This window comes from Catellatospora sp. NPDC049111 (genome assembly GCF_040648615.1).
Taxonomy (GTDB): Bacteria; Actinomycetota; Actinomycetes; order Mycobacteriales; family Micromonosporaceae; genus Catellatospora; species Catellatospora aurea.
Genome location: NZ_JBEZEB010000006.1, coordinates 164,762 through 182,360, shown reverse-complemented (window position 1 = coordinate 182,360; position 17,599 = coordinate 164,762). Strand labels below are relative to the sequence as shown.

At 72.9% G+C, this 17,599-nt stretch carries 16 protein-coding genes; 11 read left to right on the top strand and 5 right to left on the bottom strand.

Annotated elements, in window-relative coordinates; all coding sequences use genetic code 11:
* Positions 1–66 precede the first annotated feature (66 nt).
* Positions 67–741 (top strand): PhzF family phenazine biosynthesis protein, encoded by a 675-nt coding sequence (locus tag AB0B66_RS11425; protein ID WP_360526692.1) that lies wholly within the window; start codon positions 67–69, stop codon positions 739–741.
* A 19-nt stretch (positions 742–760) separates the two neighbouring features.
* Here the strand turns inward: AB0B66_RS11425 and AB0B66_RS11420 are convergent, their stop codons facing one another.
* Positions 761–2,065 (bottom strand): serpin family protein, encoded by a 1,305-nt coding sequence (locus AB0B66_RS11420; protein ID WP_360526689.1) that lies wholly within the window; start codon positions 2,063–2,065, stop codon positions 761–763.
* Positions 2,066–2,257: 192 nt separating this feature from the next.
* Between AB0B66_RS11420 and AB0B66_RS11415 the strand changes: the two genes are divergently transcribed.
* The 10 genes from AB0B66_RS11415 (at position 2,258) to AB0B66_RS11370 (ending at position 12,638) form a co-directional block, all read left to right on the top strand.
* Complete coding sequence (locus AB0B66_RS11415) at positions 2,258–4,087, top strand: glycoside hydrolase family 76 protein (RefSeq protein WP_360526686.1); 1,830 nt, start codon at positions 2,258–2,260, stop codon at positions 4,085–4,087.
* Positions 4,088–4,378: 291 nt separating this feature from the next.
* Positions 4,379–4,540, top strand: coding sequence for a hypothetical protein (locus AB0B66_RS11410; protein ID WP_203692783.1), 162 nt, complete (start codon positions 4,379–4,381; stop codon positions 4,538–4,540).
* A gap of 82 nt (positions 4,541–4,622) precedes the next feature.
* A complete protein-coding gene (locus AB0B66_RS11405) occupies positions 4,623–5,888 on the top strand; it encodes a YcaO-like family protein (RefSeq protein ID WP_360526682.1) in 1,266 nt (421 codons plus the stop codon).
* Complete coding sequence (locus AB0B66_RS11400) at positions 5,867–6,490, top strand: TOMM precursor leader peptide-binding protein (RefSeq protein WP_360526679.1); 624 nt, start codon at positions 5,867–5,869, stop codon at positions 6,488–6,490. The genes AB0B66_RS11405 and AB0B66_RS11400 overlap by 22 nt, the downstream gene beginning before the upstream one ends.
* Positions 6,487–7,944 carry a hypothetical protein gene (locus tag AB0B66_RS11395; protein ID WP_360526676.1) on the top strand — a complete coding sequence of 486 codons (1,458 nt, stop codon included), beginning with the start codon at positions 6,487–6,489 and terminating at the stop codon, positions 7,942–7,944. The genes AB0B66_RS11400 and AB0B66_RS11395 overlap by 4 nt, the downstream gene beginning before the upstream one ends.
* Positions 7,944–8,450: a hypothetical protein gene (locus AB0B66_RS11390; protein WP_360526673.1), complete on the top strand. Its 507-nt coding sequence runs from the start codon at positions 7,944–7,946 to the stop codon at positions 8,448–8,450. Before AB0B66_RS11395 ends, AB0B66_RS11390 begins: the two co-directional genes overlap by 1 nt.
* Positions 8,447–9,604 (top strand): hypothetical protein, encoded by a 1,158-nt coding sequence (locus AB0B66_RS11385; RefSeq protein ID WP_360526670.1) that lies wholly within the window; start codon positions 8,447–8,449, stop codon positions 9,602–9,604. Before AB0B66_RS11390 ends, AB0B66_RS11385 begins: the two co-directional genes overlap by 4 nt.
* Complete coding sequence (locus AB0B66_RS11380; RefSeq protein ID WP_360526667.1) at positions 9,601–10,950, top strand: SagB family peptide dehydrogenase; 1,350 nt, start codon at positions 9,601–9,603, stop codon at positions 10,948–10,950. The genes AB0B66_RS11385 and AB0B66_RS11380 overlap by 4 nt, the downstream gene beginning before the upstream one ends.
* Positions 10,951–11,562 carry a flavoprotein gene (locus AB0B66_RS11375; protein WP_360526664.1) on the top strand — a complete coding sequence of 204 codons (612 nt, stop codon included), beginning with the start codon at positions 10,951–10,953 and terminating at the stop codon, positions 11,560–11,562.
* Positions 11,559–12,638: a hypothetical protein gene (locus tag AB0B66_RS11370; protein ID WP_360526661.1), complete on the top strand. Its 1,080-nt coding sequence runs from the start codon at positions 11,559–11,561 to the stop codon at positions 12,636–12,638. Before AB0B66_RS11375 ends, AB0B66_RS11370 begins: the two co-directional genes overlap by 4 nt.
* Positions 12,639–12,690: 52 nt before the next feature.
* Here the strand turns inward: AB0B66_RS11370 and katG are convergent, their stop codons facing one another.
* The 4 genes from katG to AB0B66_RS11350 all read right to left on the bottom strand — a co-directional run bounded on the left by katG (position 12,691) and on the right by AB0B66_RS11350 (position 17,464).
* Positions 12,691–14,967, bottom strand: a complete 2,277-nt coding sequence (gene katG / locus AB0B66_RS11365; RefSeq protein WP_360526658.1) for a catalase/peroxidase HPI — start codon at positions 14,965–14,967, stop codon at positions 12,691–12,693.
* Between the two features lie 22 nt (positions 14,968–14,989).
* Entirely contained in the window at positions 14,990–15,415 is a 426-nt protein-coding gene (locus tag AB0B66_RS11360) for a Fur family transcriptional regulator (protein ID WP_360526655.1), read from the bottom strand.
* Positions 15,416–15,566: 151 nt separating this feature from the next.
* A complete protein-coding gene (locus AB0B66_RS11355) occupies positions 15,567–16,664 on the bottom strand; it encodes an NAD(P)-dependent alcohol dehydrogenase (protein WP_360526652.1) in 1,098 nt (365 codons plus the stop codon).
* 8 nt (positions 16,665–16,672) lie between these two features.
* Positions 16,673–17,464 carry an SDR family NAD(P)-dependent oxidoreductase gene (locus AB0B66_RS11350; protein ID WP_360526649.1) on the bottom strand — a complete coding sequence of 264 codons (792 nt, stop codon included), beginning with the start codon at positions 17,462–17,464 and terminating at the stop codon, positions 16,673–16,675.
* Positions 17,465–17,599: the final 135 nt, after the last annotated feature.

The window sequence follows — 17,599 nt, the reverse complement described above, 5'->3', positions numbered from 1 at the left end:
TTCGATCAGGACTCGACGTTGCGCAGGTGCGGGTCTGGGCGGCACGCCTGTGGTTCGATGGCGATTGTGGCCGACCTTCATGTGCTGCGGGTGTTCTGCGGGCCGGGCGGGTGCGGCGGCAACCCGCTCGGAGTCGTCAGCCAGGGCGCGACGGTGGTCGGTGAGCGGCAGCGGTTGGCCGTCGCCGCAGAGCTCGGTTTCAGCGAGACGGTCTTCGTCGACGATCCGGCGCGCGGCGTGGTCGACATCTACACTCCCAGCGTTCGCCTGCCCTTCGCCGGGCACCCGCTGGTCGGGACATCCTGGCTGCTACGGCATCTGGGCACCGGAGTCGACGTGCTGCGGCCGCCCGCCGGCGACGTCTCCACCTGGCAGGACGGTGACTTCACCTGGATCGCCGGTCGCGCCGACTGGGCCGCCGACCGCGAGTTGCGACAGCACGCATCCGCAGCCGAGGTCGACGGGCTGCCGTCGCCGCCGCCGGGCAGCGGCTTCCTGTATGCCTGGGCCTGGCAGGACGAGGCAGGCGGTGTGACCCGGGCGCGCGCCTTTCCCCGGCGCGGTGACTCCGTCATCGAAGACGAGGCCACCGGCGCCGCCGCGCTGCTGCTCGCGCACACCCTCGGCAAGGCCCTCGACATCCGGCAGGGTGTCGCGTCGCAGATCCTGGCACGCCCGCGGCCCGACGGCTGGATCGAGGTCGGCGGCCGCGTCGCCCTCGACGAGGTTCGGACGCTGTAAGCAGGGCCGCGTTGGAGGGTCAGCTCGATCGCTTGGCCGACGGGTCGCTGACCCGGCCGATGAACAGCGGGATGTGGTCCTCGCCGCCGACGATGGCGAACGCGAACGGCCGGTCGGCGATGAACGTCGCCTGCGTGGGCGGCGGGCCGCTCATCGCGAACGCCAGGCCCGTGACGGCGGCGGCCTCGGACCCCCACTCGTCGACGGTGATGTTCGCCTTGTGCACCGCGTCGGAGATGAACAGCCCCGGTGCGATGCCGTCGAAGTCGGCTCCGGCGCCGAACGCGGCGGTCACGCCGAGCTTGGTGAGCGTCGGAATTAGGTCGATCGAGAAGTCGAAGTCCCACTTCGGGACGGCGACGTCGACCTGCAGTTCGGTGAACGAGTCGCGCAGCCGGGCCAGCACCCGGTGCGACAGCGCGTCCTCCGACTTGCCGCCGGGCGGCGGGAGCATCAGCCACATTGCATACGGGCCCTCGGCGTAGGGCAGTTCGATCGCGGCGATGCCGGCGGTCTCGGCGTAGCGGATGCGCAGGCCGTTGCGCATCGTCGGAGTCTGGATGACCGTGCCGTCGGCCTTGGTGAACGCGGCGTCGGCGATCTCGATGAAGTAGCTTCGCCAGTCCGCCTTGAAGTAGACGGTGTTGGCCAGCACCAGCTTCGTGTCCGCGGGCAGGCTGTCGAACACCTTCGCGATCCGGCCCGCGGTCTGGCGGTTGACCCACGCGTTGATCTGGCCGGCCGCATCGCCGCCGAAGTCGACCGGGCGGACACCCGCCGCGTACTGCTCGGCCAGCGTGCGCAGGAAGGCTTCGCCGACGGTGAAGCCCTGCTGGGGGAACAGGGCGTTGCCGATGCTCACCACAGGTGGATTGCGTTTGTCGCTCCCGTCGCGCGGGCCGCCGTTCGGCTTCGGTGGGATGTCGACGGTGGCGAGCTGTGCGCTGATGGCGTTGTACGCCTCGTCGCGGCCCTGGGCCGGGAAGCCGAACGCGGTGTCGAGTTCCTTGGCGGTCGTGCTGCCCGCGCCGACGCGCACCATCGCGAACGCGAGCGCGATGCTCAACGGTGAGGCGACGAAGTTGGCCCCGGGCTCGGCGGCGGCCTGCAGCAAGCGGTGGCCGAAGTCGGCGACACCGTCCACGGAGGCGGCGACCGGGGCGTCGGCTGGCGGCACGACCCGGTCCACGTCCGCGGCGGTGACCAGCTCCGGCCCGCCGTCCTCGCCGGCGCAGCCGACGAGCGGCAGCGCGGCGGCCGCGGCCAGCCCCAGCAGCAGCGCGCGCCGGGTGGCGGTGGCGGGGTCGGGATGTCCTGCGTGCATGGTCGCCTCCGGGTTCGGTCGTCGGTGTGTGAGACGTTTCGGCCCCCGGGCAGGTTGCGCGGGCCTCGGGTGGCATGCGCACATCGTGGACAGTCAACGGTTAAGTTTGTTAACTTCGATCCAGAGATATCGATGGATGTGGCGGGTTGTCGTCCGTTGTGCTTTCCGGTCGGCCGGAGCGAGGTGGAACCGATGCGCGAGCTGACAGTCCTCATGACGGTGCTGCTCGTCGGCGCGGCGGGCGCGCTGGTCGCCACCCCGGCGGCCGCGGCCCCGGCGGTGTGCGCGCTGTACTGCGACACCCGCGATCCGTCCCTGGCCCGCCAGGAGACCTTCCCCGTGCCCGAGGTCAACCTCAACGGGCGGCGGCTGGTCCTGCACGTCTCCGACGCCGACCGGATGGCCTGGGGCAGCATCGACAACGGCGTCGTGGGCGACTCCGTCTGGCTCGACCGCAGCTGGACCGACGGCTCCACCTGGGACGGCCTGCTCGGCAAGGCCGGCATCCCGTCGACCTGGACCGGCACCCGGACCCTGATGTACAACGTCGCCGACCCCGCCGCCCACCGGCGCGGCATGGTCCGGGCCTGCGGCAACGCGGGCGGGGTCACCTGCACCGCCTGGGTGTACGTCAAGGTCTGCGACGCCGTCTGCGACGGAGCGGACCCGGCCACGGCCGTCGGCGACAACCAGCCGGTGCCGGGGACCACCATCAGCAACCGCCGCATCGACCTGCACATCGACAACCGCGGCCTGGCCTGGGCCACGCTCGGCGCGGGCGCGGCCGGCGACGAGGTGTGGCTGGACCGCTCGTGGGACGAGGGCGCGTCCTGGCCGGGCGGCTCTTCGCTGGGGCGGGTCGGCGTCCCGGCCGGTGCGACCTCGGTGCGCACGACCATGGTCAACACCCGCGATCCGCGCTCGCTGCTGTACGGCGGGGTGGTGCGGGCGTGCGGCCGGGCCGTCAGCGGCGCGAACGGCAGTTGCACCGCCTGGGCCCGGCCCGCCGCCGACCGACCGGCCGCCGCCGCGGACGCGCTGGTGTACGCCTATCGCACCGACACCGCGTGGTGGCCGTCGAGCTGGTGGAACTCGGCGGTCGCGGTCACCGCGCTGGGGGACTGGTCGGGGCGCACCGGCCGCACCGACTACCGCTGGCTGATCGACCGGACGTTCGAGCTGAACAAGGGCGTGATGCCGGCCGGGCAGAAGAGCACCGACCCGATCGAGGGCAACTTCATCAGCCGCGCCATCGACGACACCGGCTGGTGGGCGCTGGCCTGGGTGCAGACGTACGACGTCACCCGCGACGCCAAGTTCCTGAACATGGCCGTGACGATCGCGAACTACATGCACTCGTACTGGGACGGCGTCTGCGGCGGCGGGGTCTGGTGGAACCGCGAGCGCACATACAAGAACGCGGTCACCATCGGGCTGTACGTCCGGCTCACCGCGGCGCTGCACAACCGGATTCCCGGCGACACGCTGTGGCTGGGCCGGGCCACCGCGGGCTGGAACTGGTTCGCCGCGAGCGGCATGATCAACGGCTCGGGGCTGGTCAACGACGGGATCACCGGCGGCTGCGCGAACAACGGGCAGACCGTGTGGACGTACAACCAGGGGTTGGCGATCGGCGCGGCGGTCGAGCTGTGGCGGGCCACCGGCAACGCGTCGCTGCTGGCCTCGGCGCGGCAGCTGGCCGACGCGGCGATGAACTCGGCGGTGCTGACGCGCTCGGGCATCCTCACCGAGTCGTGCGACCCGGCCAACAGCTGCGACGACAACCAGAAGCAGTTCAAGGGCATCTTCATGCGGTATCTGATGGACCTGGCCGACGCCTCGGGCGTGGCCGCGTACCGCACCTACGCGCAGCGGCAGGCCGACGCGATCTGGCAGTACGACCGCGACAGCCTCCATCGGATCGGGCAGCGCTGGGCCGGCGGGACGCCGAACGCCCGCGACTGGCGCACCCAGGCCTCCGGACTCGGCGCGCTGCTGGCCGCGACGCCGAAAAATTCCTAGCCGACACGCACGGATGACGTGCTTTGCGCTGATTTCCCGTTATGGTGTCTTCGTGGTGCTGAACGAGCCCGTAGCGGGCCGGTTCGCGCTCTGCTGAGGGGACGGTCCTGAGGGGTGGCCGTCCCCTCAGTCACTCCCGCGCCCGTCGCGGCTGGGCCGCTACCAGGGAGTATGCGTCCTCATCGGAGTCCGTGATCACGGACGGTAATGATCTATTTGAGTCTTCCGTTGCTGGAGAGTGGCTGCTACCTTCTCAGCAAGGTTTGTTAACAGATCTGGTTTGGAGGAAGAATGAACCACCTCGACCTGGACGTCCAGGACGTCTCCACCGGCGACTGGGACATGCTCGTCACCGAGATCATGCGCAACGCCGGCGAGCTGACCCCGCAGGACCCGGAGCTCGCCCCCGTCACCGGTTGCGGTTGCGGGTGCGCCTGCGGCTGCGGTTGCTGAACCTCGGAAACGAACCCGCGACGGTGGCCGGCCCAGCCGCGCCACCGTCGCGCCTCCTGCGGACTCTGTTTCGGGAATGTCAATGAGCGCAGATCTCGCCAGTCTGGTCAGTCCGCTGGGTGTGGTCAGCGGACTGCGGCCACTGCTGCCGGACCGCGGCCTCGACCGGCTCAGCCACGTGGTCGCCGCCGGCGGCGACTCGCACACCGGCCACCACGACGGCAACCCCCAGCTGGGCACCGGCCGCGGCTTCGACGCCGGTCTCGCCACCACCGTCGCGATCGCCGAAGCCGCCGAGCGCTACGTGGGCAGTTACCCCGAAGCCGACACCGTGCGGGCCACCGCCGCGGACCTGCCCGGCGCTGTCCTCGACCTGGCCTCGCTGCCCCGCTGCTCCGACGCCGAGTACGCACACCCCGGCTGCCCCGTCGTCCCGGCCGATCCCGCCGCGGAGATCCGCTGGATGCGCGGCACCGACCTGATGTCCGGCGAACCGACCTGGGTGCCCGCCGTCATGGCCTGCTACGGACTGCACCCCGAACCCGCCGAGCGCTTCGTGTTCCAGATCTCCACCGGGCACGCCGTGCACGTCGAACCGCGGCGCGCGCTGCTCGGCGGGCTGATGGAGGTCATCGAACGCGACGCCATCGCGCTGACCTGGCTGCGGCGGCTGCGGCTGCCGCTGCTCGGCCCCGCCGGGTTCAGCCCGGACGTGCGCTACCTGCTCGACCACGGCCGCCGCCGCTTCCTGGACAACGTGCTGTTCAACGCCACCACCGACCTGGGCATCCCGACGGTGTACGCGCTGCAGCGGGCACCCCACGACGCGCAGGCCGCGAACCTGGTCGGCGCGGCGACCGGCCGCACCCTGGCCGACGCGGCGGAGAAGGCCCTCATCGAGATCGCCAACATCCGGCAGCTGTTCCCGCACGGCACCGCGCCGGTGCACGGCGACACCCGGTTCACCGACATCATGGACGGCGCCCGGTACATGGCCGTGGCGCAGCGGGCCGACGCCTTCGCCTTTCTCACCGAGGACCTCGCCCGACGCCCCACCTCGGACGACTGCCGGGAACTGCCGGCCGATCCGGCCGAGGCGCTCGCGGTGGTGCTGGAGCGGTTGCGCCGGATCGGCGCACAGGCGGTGTGCGTCGACCGGACCTCGGCCGAGCTGCGCCGCGTCGGCCTGGTCGCGCTGACCGTGGTGGTGCCGCAGCTGCAGCCGATGTCCCTGGCCCCGCTGGCGCAGTTCCGCGCCCACCCGCGACTGACCCAGGCGCCCGCGGCGATGGGCGTGCCCGCCTCCCCCGAACAGGAGCAGAACCCGTGGCCGCAACCGTTCGCCTGACCGAGACGGCGGTCACCGCCGTGGGGGAGTTCGGCCACGCCGTGCAGGCCCGCCTGCTGGCCGCCGGTGCGACGGCACTGGACGCCGACCGGCCCGAACCGGGCGGTGCGCGGGCGATGGTGCTGGTGTCGTGGCGGCCCGAACCGGACCTGGCCCGGCGGTTCGACGAACTCGCGTTCCGGGCCGGGATCGGCTGGCTGCCGGTCGTGATGGAACACCCGTGGCTGATCGTCGGCCCCTGGGTGGCCCCCGGCGGTCCCTGCTACGACTGCTACGGCTTCCGCCGCGAGCAGCACGACCCGAAGGCGCGGCACCGTGCCGCGCTGCTGGCCGCATACCGTGCCGACGACGGACTCGGCGTGTACGGCCACCTGCCGCACCACCTGCGCATCGCCGAAGCGCTGGTGCAGCTCATGCTGCAGCACCCGCAGCCGGGCATGACCAGCATGGTCGACCTGTCCACCATGCTGGTGAGCCGGGTGGACGTCATCGCCAGGCACGGCTGCCCGCGCTGCGGCACCGCCGACACCTGGGGCGACCCCCGGCTGGCCGCGACCCTCGCCGAGACCGTGAACCGGCTGGCCGAAGGAGCGCTCGCGTGAGCCGCCTCGGGCGTCCTGCGCTGGCGGCCGGACTGGCCGTCGTGCACACCGCCGACGGGCTGCTGATCGACGGCGGCCCGAGTCGGCGGCTGTTCACCGGAGCCGCCGCCCGCGACCTGCTGCCACGGCTGCTGCCGCTGCTGGACGGCCGCACCGACCTGGCTGCGGTGGCCGAGGCAGCCGAGGCATCCGTCGCGCAGGTCGCGCAGGCCGTGGCGCTGGTGCACCGCAGCGGGCTGCTCCACGATGGACCCGCCGAACCCGGCGACGCCGCCGAGGCGTTCCGGTCCCGCGCCCTGGCCGCCTCCGTAAGCCACGACCGGCCGGCGACGCTGCGCGAACGGCTGGCCGAGGCCACGGTCGTCGTCGCCGTGGCCGGTCCGCTGGGCGAGCTGCTCAGCACGGACCTGGCCCTGTCCGGCATCGGCACTGTCACTACGGACCTGGCCGTTCTGGGCGCCAGCCCGAGCCGCGTCGGCATCCCCGCAGCGTTACCGGGCGTCGGCACCGGGACCGTGCGCGAACCCCGTGCCGCCGACCCGTTCCGGGCCGCGGCACTGGCCATCGCCACCGACGACCAGCTCGCCTCCGTCGTGGCGACCGGTGTGCCCGTGTTGCGTGTCGGCGGCGACGATCGCACCGTCGAACTCGGACCGCTGTTCACCGGCGCGGACACCGCCTGCCCGGACTGCTTCCTCACCGACGGCAGGGCCACCGGGGCTCCCGGCTTCGGGCAGGCGGCGGCACAGTTGCTGTGCGGGCTGGCCGTGGCCGAGGCCGCCGGCCTGCTGACCCGGCTCGCCGATCCGGTCACCGGCCGCCGCCTGCACCGCATCGACACGATCGACCTGCGCCGCAGCGTCCACGAAGTCACCCCGTCGGCCGCATGCGGGACCTGCGCCATGGCGGGCGACAGCGTGCTCGGAAAGCTGGAGTGGCTCAATCGGAGGGTGTCCTGGCAGGTCACCGGTGACCTGGCGATTCCCGCCACTGCCGACACCGACCTGGCGTCCTCGCCCCGGATCCCGTTGAGCGACGCGCCGCCCTGGCTGCGGACCCTGCTGCCGTCGGCAACGGCCCGGCCGTACGCCGACACCTACCTGCTCGGCGTGGACGGCCTGCCGCACCCGGTCTACCGCTGGTCGCCGTCCACGCAATCGCTCATCGCGACCCGTGGCGATCTCAGCGCCGCCCCGCCGATCGCTGGACTGCCCGACGACCCGGCCGCCGTGCTCGTGTTCGTCTCCGCCACCGCGCGGCTGACCTCGGCATACGCCGAGCAGGGTCTGCGCCGGGCGTTCCTGGCGGCCGGCCGGGCGATCGCGGCCGTCGCCGCCGCACACCACACCGTGCTCGCCGACACCGTCGATCCGGCCTTGGCCGATCTGCTGGAACTGCACGACGGCGGCGAACACCTCGCGGCCGTCGTCGGACTCTACCCGGAGCGGCCCTGATGCCCATCCAGCCCAAGGACACCACCCTGGGTGCCGCACTGCGCCTGGACTTCACCGGACCGCGCCGTCCCGGCATCGGGCCTGCGGCGGTTCGACCCCTGACCGCGTCACCGGCAACGGACGACGGCATCGGGGCCGCTGTGCTCCGATCGCTGGCACAGTCACCCGAGCCGCTGACGGCCTGCGTCGCCATCCTCGGCCCGGCCGGCGCGGCGACCGGCACCTACCGCGTGGACGTCGACGGACTTCTGCACCAGGTCCACGCGCAACCGCCGCCGGTGGGGCACCTCGACGCCGACGTGGCCGTGCTGCTCGGCGGCCCCGCCACCGCCTCGCCCGCCGACTACCGGGCACTCGCCGTCGCCGCCGGAGTCGTGTCGGCGCACCTGGCCGCTCTGCTCGGCGGCAGCCTGCACCACGTGACCTGCGACGACGAGACCATCGCCTGGCCACTGGACACCGCGACGACCCATCTGACCACCGTCACCGGCAAGGAAGCACCATGACCGAATACCAACTGTCCACCGTGATCATGGCGCATCCGAGCCGGCTCGCCCTCGCCGAGAGGCTCGCCGACGGCCTGCCCGAACTCAAACCCGACATCGTCGTCGACCCGGACCCGCACGGGCCGCCGTCGTCGCTGCGCACCGCCGCCGTGGCCTGGTCGTTCGTACCCGAACACGCCACCCACCACCTGGTGCTGCAGGACGACGCCGTGCCGTGCCGGGGCTTCGCCGACGCCGTGCACGCCGCGATCGCGCAGCACCCGGACGCCGCCCTGGCGCTGTTCACCGAGTGGACCTCGATGACCGCCCATCACCTGCGCATGGCCGCCCTCGCGGGCGGGACCTGGGCCGGGGTGGTCGACGAGTACGTGCCGAGCGTCGCCCTGGTCCTGCCCGCCCGGATCGCCCGCGAGTTCGGCGAGGCCGCCACCCGCAACCAGCGCGAGTGGACCCCGACCGACGACGTCGCGCTGATGAACTACCTCCGCGAGCGGCACGTCGCCGCCATCTGCCGCATCCCGAACCTCATCGACCACGACTCCCCGGACAGCCTCACCGGCAACCTCCACCAGGGCCCGCGCCGCTCGGCCTGCTTCGCCGACGACGTGCCGCCCCGCCCGGACGCGCTGCTGGGCGTGGCCGACCTGCTGCCGACGTTCGCGCACTACCAGATGCCCGACTTCGGCTCCCGGCCGTACCTCGCGCTGCGCAAGCCGCTGGAGGACGGGGGAATGCCCTGGTCGATCCGGTCCGCCGAGCAGTGGCTCGCCGACACCGGGCTCGACCCGGCGGCGGTCACGGCACTGGCCCGCGCCCACACCGACCGGTGGCGGCGGCAGCATCCGCAGCTCGCCGACGAACTGCTGGACCGGCTGTGGCTGACGCCGTTCGCGATCGGCGTCAGCCTGACCCTGCCGTCCGTCCGGCTCTACCAGCCCGACGGCACACCCCTGCACAGCCGGTTCCCGGTCGCCGACGAGGCTGCCCTGGCGGACCTGCTGGCGGACCCGGTGGTGCGGCGCGCGTTCACCACCCTGCCGCAGGCGCACCTGCACCCGGTCGCCACCCGCGACGTGCTCGACGGCCTCGAACAGCCCCTGGGCGAACTCATGCTCGACGCCGTCCGGGCCGGATACCGCCACGCCCGGCGATGATCACGCTGCGCCGCGGCGGCGAGCTGACCGTCACCACCACCCCGTCCGCCGACCTGCTGATCACGGGCCCGGACCGCGATCCGGTGGCCCTGCACGACGCGGACGGGTCGGTGGCCGCCGTCCTCGCAGCGCTGCACCGCCCGACGCCCTGGCAGCACCTGCGCGAACAGGTGCCGCTCGGCGCGGGACGGCTCGACGCGCTGGTCCGCCGGCTGCTCGTCACCGGAGTCATCACCCTGGGCTGCGCCGACGAGCACGGCGACGTGGCCACCGCCCGGTTCCGCTCCCGGCTCGCCGTGGTGCGACCCGATGCCGATACGACGCTGGAGCAGGCCATTCAGCTGTCGCCGTACGCGCTGCTGCGGCGGCTCGACGGCCGGGCCGTCGTCGAGTCGGCCCACGACGGGACCGCCGTCGAGCTGCATCGCCCCGAGCTCGCGGCGGTGGTGGCGGGCCTGTGCGCGCCGACCGTCGCGGCGGCGGCCGCCGGGCTCGCCCCGGGCGGCGAGCGGTTGCTGCGGCTGCTGGCCGCGGTCGGCCTGGTGACCGCGCCCGGCCCGGAGACCGGACGTGCACCGCACGCGGTGTGGACCCATACCCGCAGCAGGAACGGCCTGGTCGAACTGCGCACCGCCACGCCGGGCGCGCTGGACGAACCGCCCGCCGAGCCCGCCGCCGAGACCGACATCGCGCTTCCCGTGCCCGACCTGGCGGCGCTGCGCCACAGCGACCCGACGCTGGCCGAGGTCATGGAGACCCGCCGCTCGGTACGCCGGTTCGGCGGCACGCCGCTCACCCTGCCGCAGCTGAGCGAGCTGCTGCACCGGGTGGCCCGGATTCAGCAGCGGCTGCCCGCCGACCCCGCCGACGACCGGTCCTACTCCTTCACGCTGCGGCCGACCCCCTCGGCGGGGGCGATGCACGAACTCGACTACTACCTCACGGTCCGCGCCTGCCAGGGCCTGGCCCCCGGCGTCTACCGCTACCGGCCGGACCGGCATGCGCTCGCCGTCGTCAACCGCGACACCGTGCCGCTGGTCCGGCTGATCAACGCCGCCTACCTGGCCCTCAACCGGGTGTCGGTGCCGCAGGTGCTGATCAGCCTCGCGGCCCGCGGCGACCGGACCACCCGCAAATACGGCGACCTGGCGTACTCACTGACGCTGCGCAACGCGGGCGTGGCACTGCAGTCGGTGTACCTGGCCGCCACGGCGATGGGCCTCGGCGCGTGCGCCGTCGGCAGCGGCGACGCCGCCGACTTCGCCGAGGCGACCGGCCTCGATCCCGCCGAGGTGTCCGCGGTGGCCGAGATCGTCATCGGATCCCTTCCCGGAGAGGATGTGTGAATGGACGACTCGACCCCCTCCGCCGAGCCACGGCTGCCACCGCTGGGTTTCCGGCGGCTGCTGGTGGTCGCCACCGGCTCGCTGCACGCCGCCTTCCTGCCCCGCGACCTCGCCTGGCTGCGGCTGGCCTACCCGCAGCTGGAGACGCAGGTCGTGCTGACCCGTTCGGCGCTGCAGTTCCTCACCCCGACCGCGGCCGGCGCGATCACCGGCCGGGCCGCCGCGGTCGACGAGTGGGCCGGCCCGGCCGCCGAGGCCGTGCACGTGACCTGGCAGCAGTGGGCGCAGGCCGTCCTGGTGTATCCGGCGAGCCTGAACTACCTCGCGCGGCTGGCGGTGGGCCTGGCCGACTCGCCGAGCCTGCTCGCGATCCAGTGCAGCACCGCTCCCGTCGTGGTGGCCCCGGCGCTGCCGCCCGGCGGCTGGGACAGCCCGGTCACCGCCGCGCACGTGGCCGCACTGGCGCAGCGGCCCACGGTCACCGTGCTGCCGCCCGTGCCGGTGCGCAGCTTCACCACCGGCCGCGACGACGCGTACGGGCCGCCGCCGTTCACCGCCGCGCTGGGCACCGCCGAACTGCTGCGCCACCGGCTCCAGGGGGAAACCGCGTGAGCTCCGCCCCGCGAGTGCTGTTCCTGGCCCGCGGCCACGGCTTCGGCCACGCCGCCCGGGACCTGCGCATCATCAGGGCCATGCGCGCCCAGCGGCCCGACGTCGCGATCCAGGTGATGGCCTCCGGCAGCGCCGCGGTCTACCTGGACCTCTACGGCGAGTCGTGTATCGACATGGGGATCGGCGACCATGAGGACATGACCCCGGCGGCCGGCGCCCGGGTGTGGGAGCTGATGGGCGAGCACGACCCGTTCGACCTGGTCGTCGCCGACGAGGTGGTGTGGTCGCTGGTGTTTTGCGTCAAGAAGTGGCGGCGGCGCGCGATCCTGCTGACCGACTGGTTCTACTCCGAGCTGGGCGCGCCGGAGTCCGATCCGATCCTGGACCAGGCCGGGGAGATCCTGCTGCTGGACTTCTCCGTCGCGCACCCCGGCCCGTTCGGCGTCACCAGGCCGATCCAGGCGCTCGGCCCGGTGGTGGCGGACTTCGTCGTCAGCCGCGAGCAGGCGCGTGCCGACCTCGGCGCGGCCGAGTCCGAGACGATCGTGGTGCTCACCATCGGGGGCATGACCCGGATGGTCGACAACGCGGCGATAGCCGAGCTGACCGTACGCGCCTGGCTGGAGCACGCGCCACCGGGACATCGGCTGTTCGTGCTGGCCGAGCCGTTCGGCGAGGTGCCTGCCGACCGGGCCGCCGACGTCGTCTGGGCGGGGTTCACGGCCGAACCGGAGAAGTACTACGCCGCGGCGGACCTCGTGGTGACCAACGCCAACGGCACCGTCACCTGCGACCTGGTGTGGAACCGGATACCGGTGCTGGCCATGACCCACCCGGCCGTGTCCTACCCGGACTCGTTCGGGCTGCGCGTCAAGGCGATGAGCGAGGCGGGCATGACCACCCACGGCGAGGCCACCGTGTCGACCGCTGAGCAGTGGCGGCTGATGAACGAGGCTATGCGCGCCGAAGGCCGACCTGATCCGGCGTTCGAATGGACCACCGGTGAGCAGGTCGCCCGGCACCTGCTGGCGCGGCTCGACTACATGACGGCCAAAGCGGAGCCCATGGCTCGCTGACGGGCCCGGCCGATCACCACGGATCGGCCGGGCCTCGCCGGTACGGACAGGATCAGTTCAGGTCGAACCGGTCCAGTTCCATTACCTTGGTCCAGGCCGCGACGAAGTCGCGCGCGAACTTCTCCCGGGCGTCCTGGCTCGCGTACACCTCGGCGACCGCCCGCAGCTGCGAGTTCGAGCCGAAGATGAGGTCGACCGCGGTGGCGGTCCACTTGACCTGGTCGGTGGACACGTCACGCACCTCGTACACGTGCTCGCCGGTCTCCGCCGCCTTCCACCGGGTGCCGGGGGAGAGCAGGTTGACGAAGAAGTCGTTGCTGAGCACGCCGGGCCGGTCGGTGAACACGCCGTGCTTGGCGCCACCGGCGTTGGCCCCGAGTGAGCGCAGGCCGCCGACCAGGACGGTCATCTCGGGCGCGGTCAGGTTGAGCATGTACGCGCGGTCGACGAGCAGCACCTCCGGCATTTGCTTCTCGCCAGGCCGCAGGTAGTTGCGGAACCCGTCGGCCTGCGGCTCCAGGACGCTGAACGACTCGACGTCGGTCTGCTCCTGAGTGGCGTCGGTGCGACCCGGGCGGAACGGCACCGTCACCGTGAACCCGCCGTCGCGCGCCGCCGTCTCCACCGCCGCCGAGCCGGCCAGCACGATCAGGTCGGCGAGCGAGATCTTCGCGCCACCGGCGGCGTTGAAGTCGCGCTGGATGCCCTCCAGGGTCTGCAGGACCGTGGCGAGCTGCGCGGGCTGGTTCACGTCCCAGCTGCGCTGCGGCTCCAGGCGCAGCCGGGCGCCGTTCGCGCCGCCGCGCCGGTCGGTGTACCGGAAGCTCGCGGCCGCGGCCCAGGCGGTGGAGACCAGCTGCTCGACGGTCAGCCCGGACTCCAGGACCTTCGCCTTGAGCGCGGCGATGTCGGCGTCACCGACGAGCTGGTGGTCGACGGCCGGGACCGGGTCCTGCCAGATCTGCGCCTCGGGGACCCAGGGGCCGAGGTAGCGGCTGACCGGGCCCATGTCGCGGTGCAGTAGCTTGTACCAGGCCTTGGCGAAGGCGAGCGCGAACTCGTCGGGGTTGGCCAGGAACCGCCGCGAGATCTTCTCGTACGCCGGGTCGACGCGCAGCGACAGGTCGGTGGTGAGCATCGTCGGCTTGTGCTTCTTCGACGCGTCGTACGCGTCGGGAATGATCGCCTCGCCGTCCTTGGCGACCCACTGCTTCGCGCCGCCGGGGCTGGTGGTCAGCTCCCACTCGTTGCCGAACAGGATCTCGAAGAAGCGGTTGCTCCACTGCGTCGGACGGTCGGTCCAGGTCACTTCGAGACCGCTGGTGATCGTGTCGGGGCCCTTGCCGCTGCCGTTGCTGCTCAGCCAGCCCAGGCCCTGCGCCTCCAGCGGCGCGCCCTCCGGCTCCGGGCCGATGTGGTCGCCGGCGGGGGCCGCGCCGTGGGTCTTGCCGAAGGTGTGGCCGCCGGCGATGAGCGCGACGGTCTCCTCGTCGTTCATCGCCATGCGGGCGAAGGTCTCGCGGATGAAGTGCGCCGCCGCGGCCGGGTTCGCGTTGCCGTTGGGTCCCTCGGGGTTGACGTAGATGAGGCCCATCTCGGTCGCGCCGACGCCCGCGGCCATCTCCTTCTCGGAGACGTAGCGCTCGTCGCCGAGCCAGGCGTCCTCCGGGCCCCAGAAGATCTCCTCGGGCTCCCAGACGTCCTCGCGGCCGAAGCCGAAGCCGAAGGTCTTGAAGCCCATCGACTCCAGCGCCACGTTGCCCGCGAGCACGAGCAGGTCGGCCCAGGAGACCTGCTGGCCGTACTTCTGCTTGACCGGCCACAGCAGCCGCCGGGCCTTGTCCAGGTTGGCGTTGTCCGGCCAGCTGTTGAGCGGGGCGAACCGCTGCCCGCCGTCGCCCGCGCCGCCGCGCCCGTCGTGGATGCGGTATGTGCCGGCGGCGTGCCAGCTCAACCGGATCATCAGGCCGCCGTAGTGGCCGAAGTCGGCCGGCCACCAGTCCTGCGAGGTGGTGAGGACCTCGGTGATGTCGCGCTTGAGCGCCTCGACGTCGAGTTTGCCGAACGCCGCGGCGTAGCTGAAGTCCTCGTCCAGCGGGTTGCCCTTGGCCGAGTGGGCGTGCAGCACCGACAGGTCGAGCTGGTTGGGCCACCAGTCGCGGTTGGTGCGCGGGCGCCCCCCGGTCTTCGGGGTCGGCGACGGGATCGCCGGGTTCTCGCTCTCGCTGCCGTGCGCGGTCACCGAGTCGTGCGCGACCGGGCAGCCGGCCGCCGTCTTCTCCTCCACGCCCTGCGCGCTGGCGGGCATGTTGTCCTGGGTGTCGCTCATCTGCTTCCTCCGAACTGGCCGATCACTGGGAAAAACGTTCGGTCGCGCAGCCGGGGCAGACGCCCCAGTAGACGACCTCCGCCTCGTCGACCACGAAGCCGTGGTCGTCCGACGCGGTGAGACAGGGGGCTTCGCCGACCGCGCAGTCGACGTCGGCGATGACGCCGCAGCAGCGGCACACGACGTGGTGGTGGTTGTCGCCCACGCGGGACTCGTAGCGGGCGACCGCGCCGGCCGGCTGGATGCGCCGCACCAGGCCGGCTTCGGTGAGCGCGCGAAGGACGTCGTACACGGTCTGGTGGGAGACCGCGGGATGCTCGGCGCGCACCAGGGCGATCACCGTCTCGGTGTCGACGTGCGGATGCTCGCCGAGCACGGCGAGCACGGCCAGCCGGGGCTTGGTCACCCGCAGGCCGACCGCCCGCAGCTGCGCCTCGAAGCCCGTCATCTGCTCAATATTGCCATAATCTGGACCGATTCAAGTTAACTTCGGAGTTTGCGGGGTGGTGTCGCACCTCTTCAGCGCTCTTGACAGCATTTTTACGGCACCGGGGCAGGGCACCCGGTGCCGGACACGCTGTGGACGGCGAATTTCGGGCTCAGTGCGTGAGCACCGGCTTGACCACCCGTCCCGCCGCGGCGTCGGCAGCGGCCTCGTTGACCTGCGCGAGGCCGTACCGGGTGATCAGCTTGTCGAGCGGGAACCGGCCCGCCAGGAACAGGTCGACCAGCTGCGGGATGAGGATGCCGGGCACGCTGTCGCCCTCCACGACACCGGTGACCGTGCGGCCGAACAGCCGCGAGATGTCCAGCGACACCTCCCGCCCGGTGCCCGCCGAGCCGACGACCGCGGCGCTGCCACCGACGTGGAGCACGTCGACGGCGTTACGCACCGTCTGCGGCAGCCCCACCGCGTCCACGGCGTGGTCCACCCCGCCGCCGGTGGCCTCGGTGATCTGCTTGACGAGGTCGTCGTCCGCGGCGTCGAAACCGGCGGTCGCGCCGAGCTCGGCGGCCAGCGCGAGCCGCCCGGGGTGCAGGTCGACGACGACGATGTCCCGGCATCCCGCGACGGCCGCCGCCATCACCGCGGCCAGGCCGACCGCGCCCGCGCCGAAGACGGCGATGCTGCCCGCCGGCCGCGGTTTCAGCACGTTGAACACAGCTCCCGCACCGGTCTGCAAACCGCAGCCGAGCGGCCCGAGCAGCTCCAGCGGCGCGTCCGGGCGCACCCGCACGACGCAACGCTCGTCGGCGACGACCAGCCCGCTGAACGAGGACTGTCCGAAGAAGTGGCCGCCCAGCTCCGTGCCGTCCGCGCCGCGGTAGGCGGTGCTGCCGTCGGGGCGGCGTCCGCGCAGGTTGAGGCCGAGGAAAGTCCGGCACTGCATGGGGTGCGCGCCGAGGCAGTTCACGCAGCGCCCGCAGCTCGCCGGGGCGAGCACGACCGGGTCGCCGACCGCCACCGAGCGCACGCCCGCGCCGACGGCCTCGACCACGCCGCTGCCCTCGTGGCCGAGCACCGCGGGCGGACCGGGCGGCATGACCTGGTCGCGGGCCAGCAGGTCGGTATGGCACAGCCCGGTGGCCACGACCCGGACGAGCACCTCGGTGGGCCGGGGCTCTTCGATTCGGACGTCCTCGATCGCGAAAGGTCCGCCTTTGGCGCGCAGCACGGCGGCACGGCTGGTCGGCATGGTCTCTCCTAGCTGTGGTCGGTGACCAGGACGCCGTCGCGGTAGCGCAACCGGTGCGCGCCCGGCACGGGCAGGTCGGGGAACGGGAACGGGGCGACGTCGCGGTCGGCCATGACCAGCCACGCCTCGCCGGTGCCGCGGCCGGCCAGCACGGCCTCCAGCGCGTCGGCGACCAGCGCGGGATCGGCGACGGGCACGCCCGCGGCGCGGATCGCCTCCTGGCGGGCGGCGATCATCGGGGTGTCGACCAGGCCGGGGCACAGCGCGTTGACGGTGACTCCGTCCGCGGCGAGCACCGGGGCCAGCGAGCGGACCAGGCCGATCACGGCGCTCTTGGTCGCGGAGTAGAGCACCTCGATCGAGGGCCGCAGCGCGGCGGCGCTGGCCGTCACGACGACCGCGCCGGCGGTGGCGCGCAGGTGCGGCAGGGCCGCCTGGACGCCGAAGACCACCGAGTCCAGATTGGTGGCGACGATGTGGCGGTAGCGGTCGAGGTCGAAGCCGTCGCCGGGGGTGGTGCCGCCGATGATCCCGGCGTTGAGGTGCACGACGTCGAGCCGGCCGAACCGGGCCACGGCCGTGTCGAACAGCGCGGTGTTGTCGGCGAGCCGGGTGACGTCGGCGGCGACGAACTCACCGCCGATCCGGGCGGCGACGGCGCTGCCGCGCTCGGTGTCGATGTCGGCGACGACGACGTGCGCGCCGCCGCGGGCGAGGCGTTCGGCGCAGGCGGCGCCGATGCCGCCCGCGCCGCCGGTCACGACGGCGACCTTGCCGTGGTGGGGGCCGTGTTCGGTCATCGGCGCTCCGTTCCGGGTGGGGTGGGGGGGGGGGGGGGGCCCCCCCCCCCCCCCCCGACACCGGAGGGAGCGGTGGGGTTGTTGCAACCCCCCCCCGCGCCCCAAGCCCAGTCACCCCCCCCCCCCGGGGCGGGG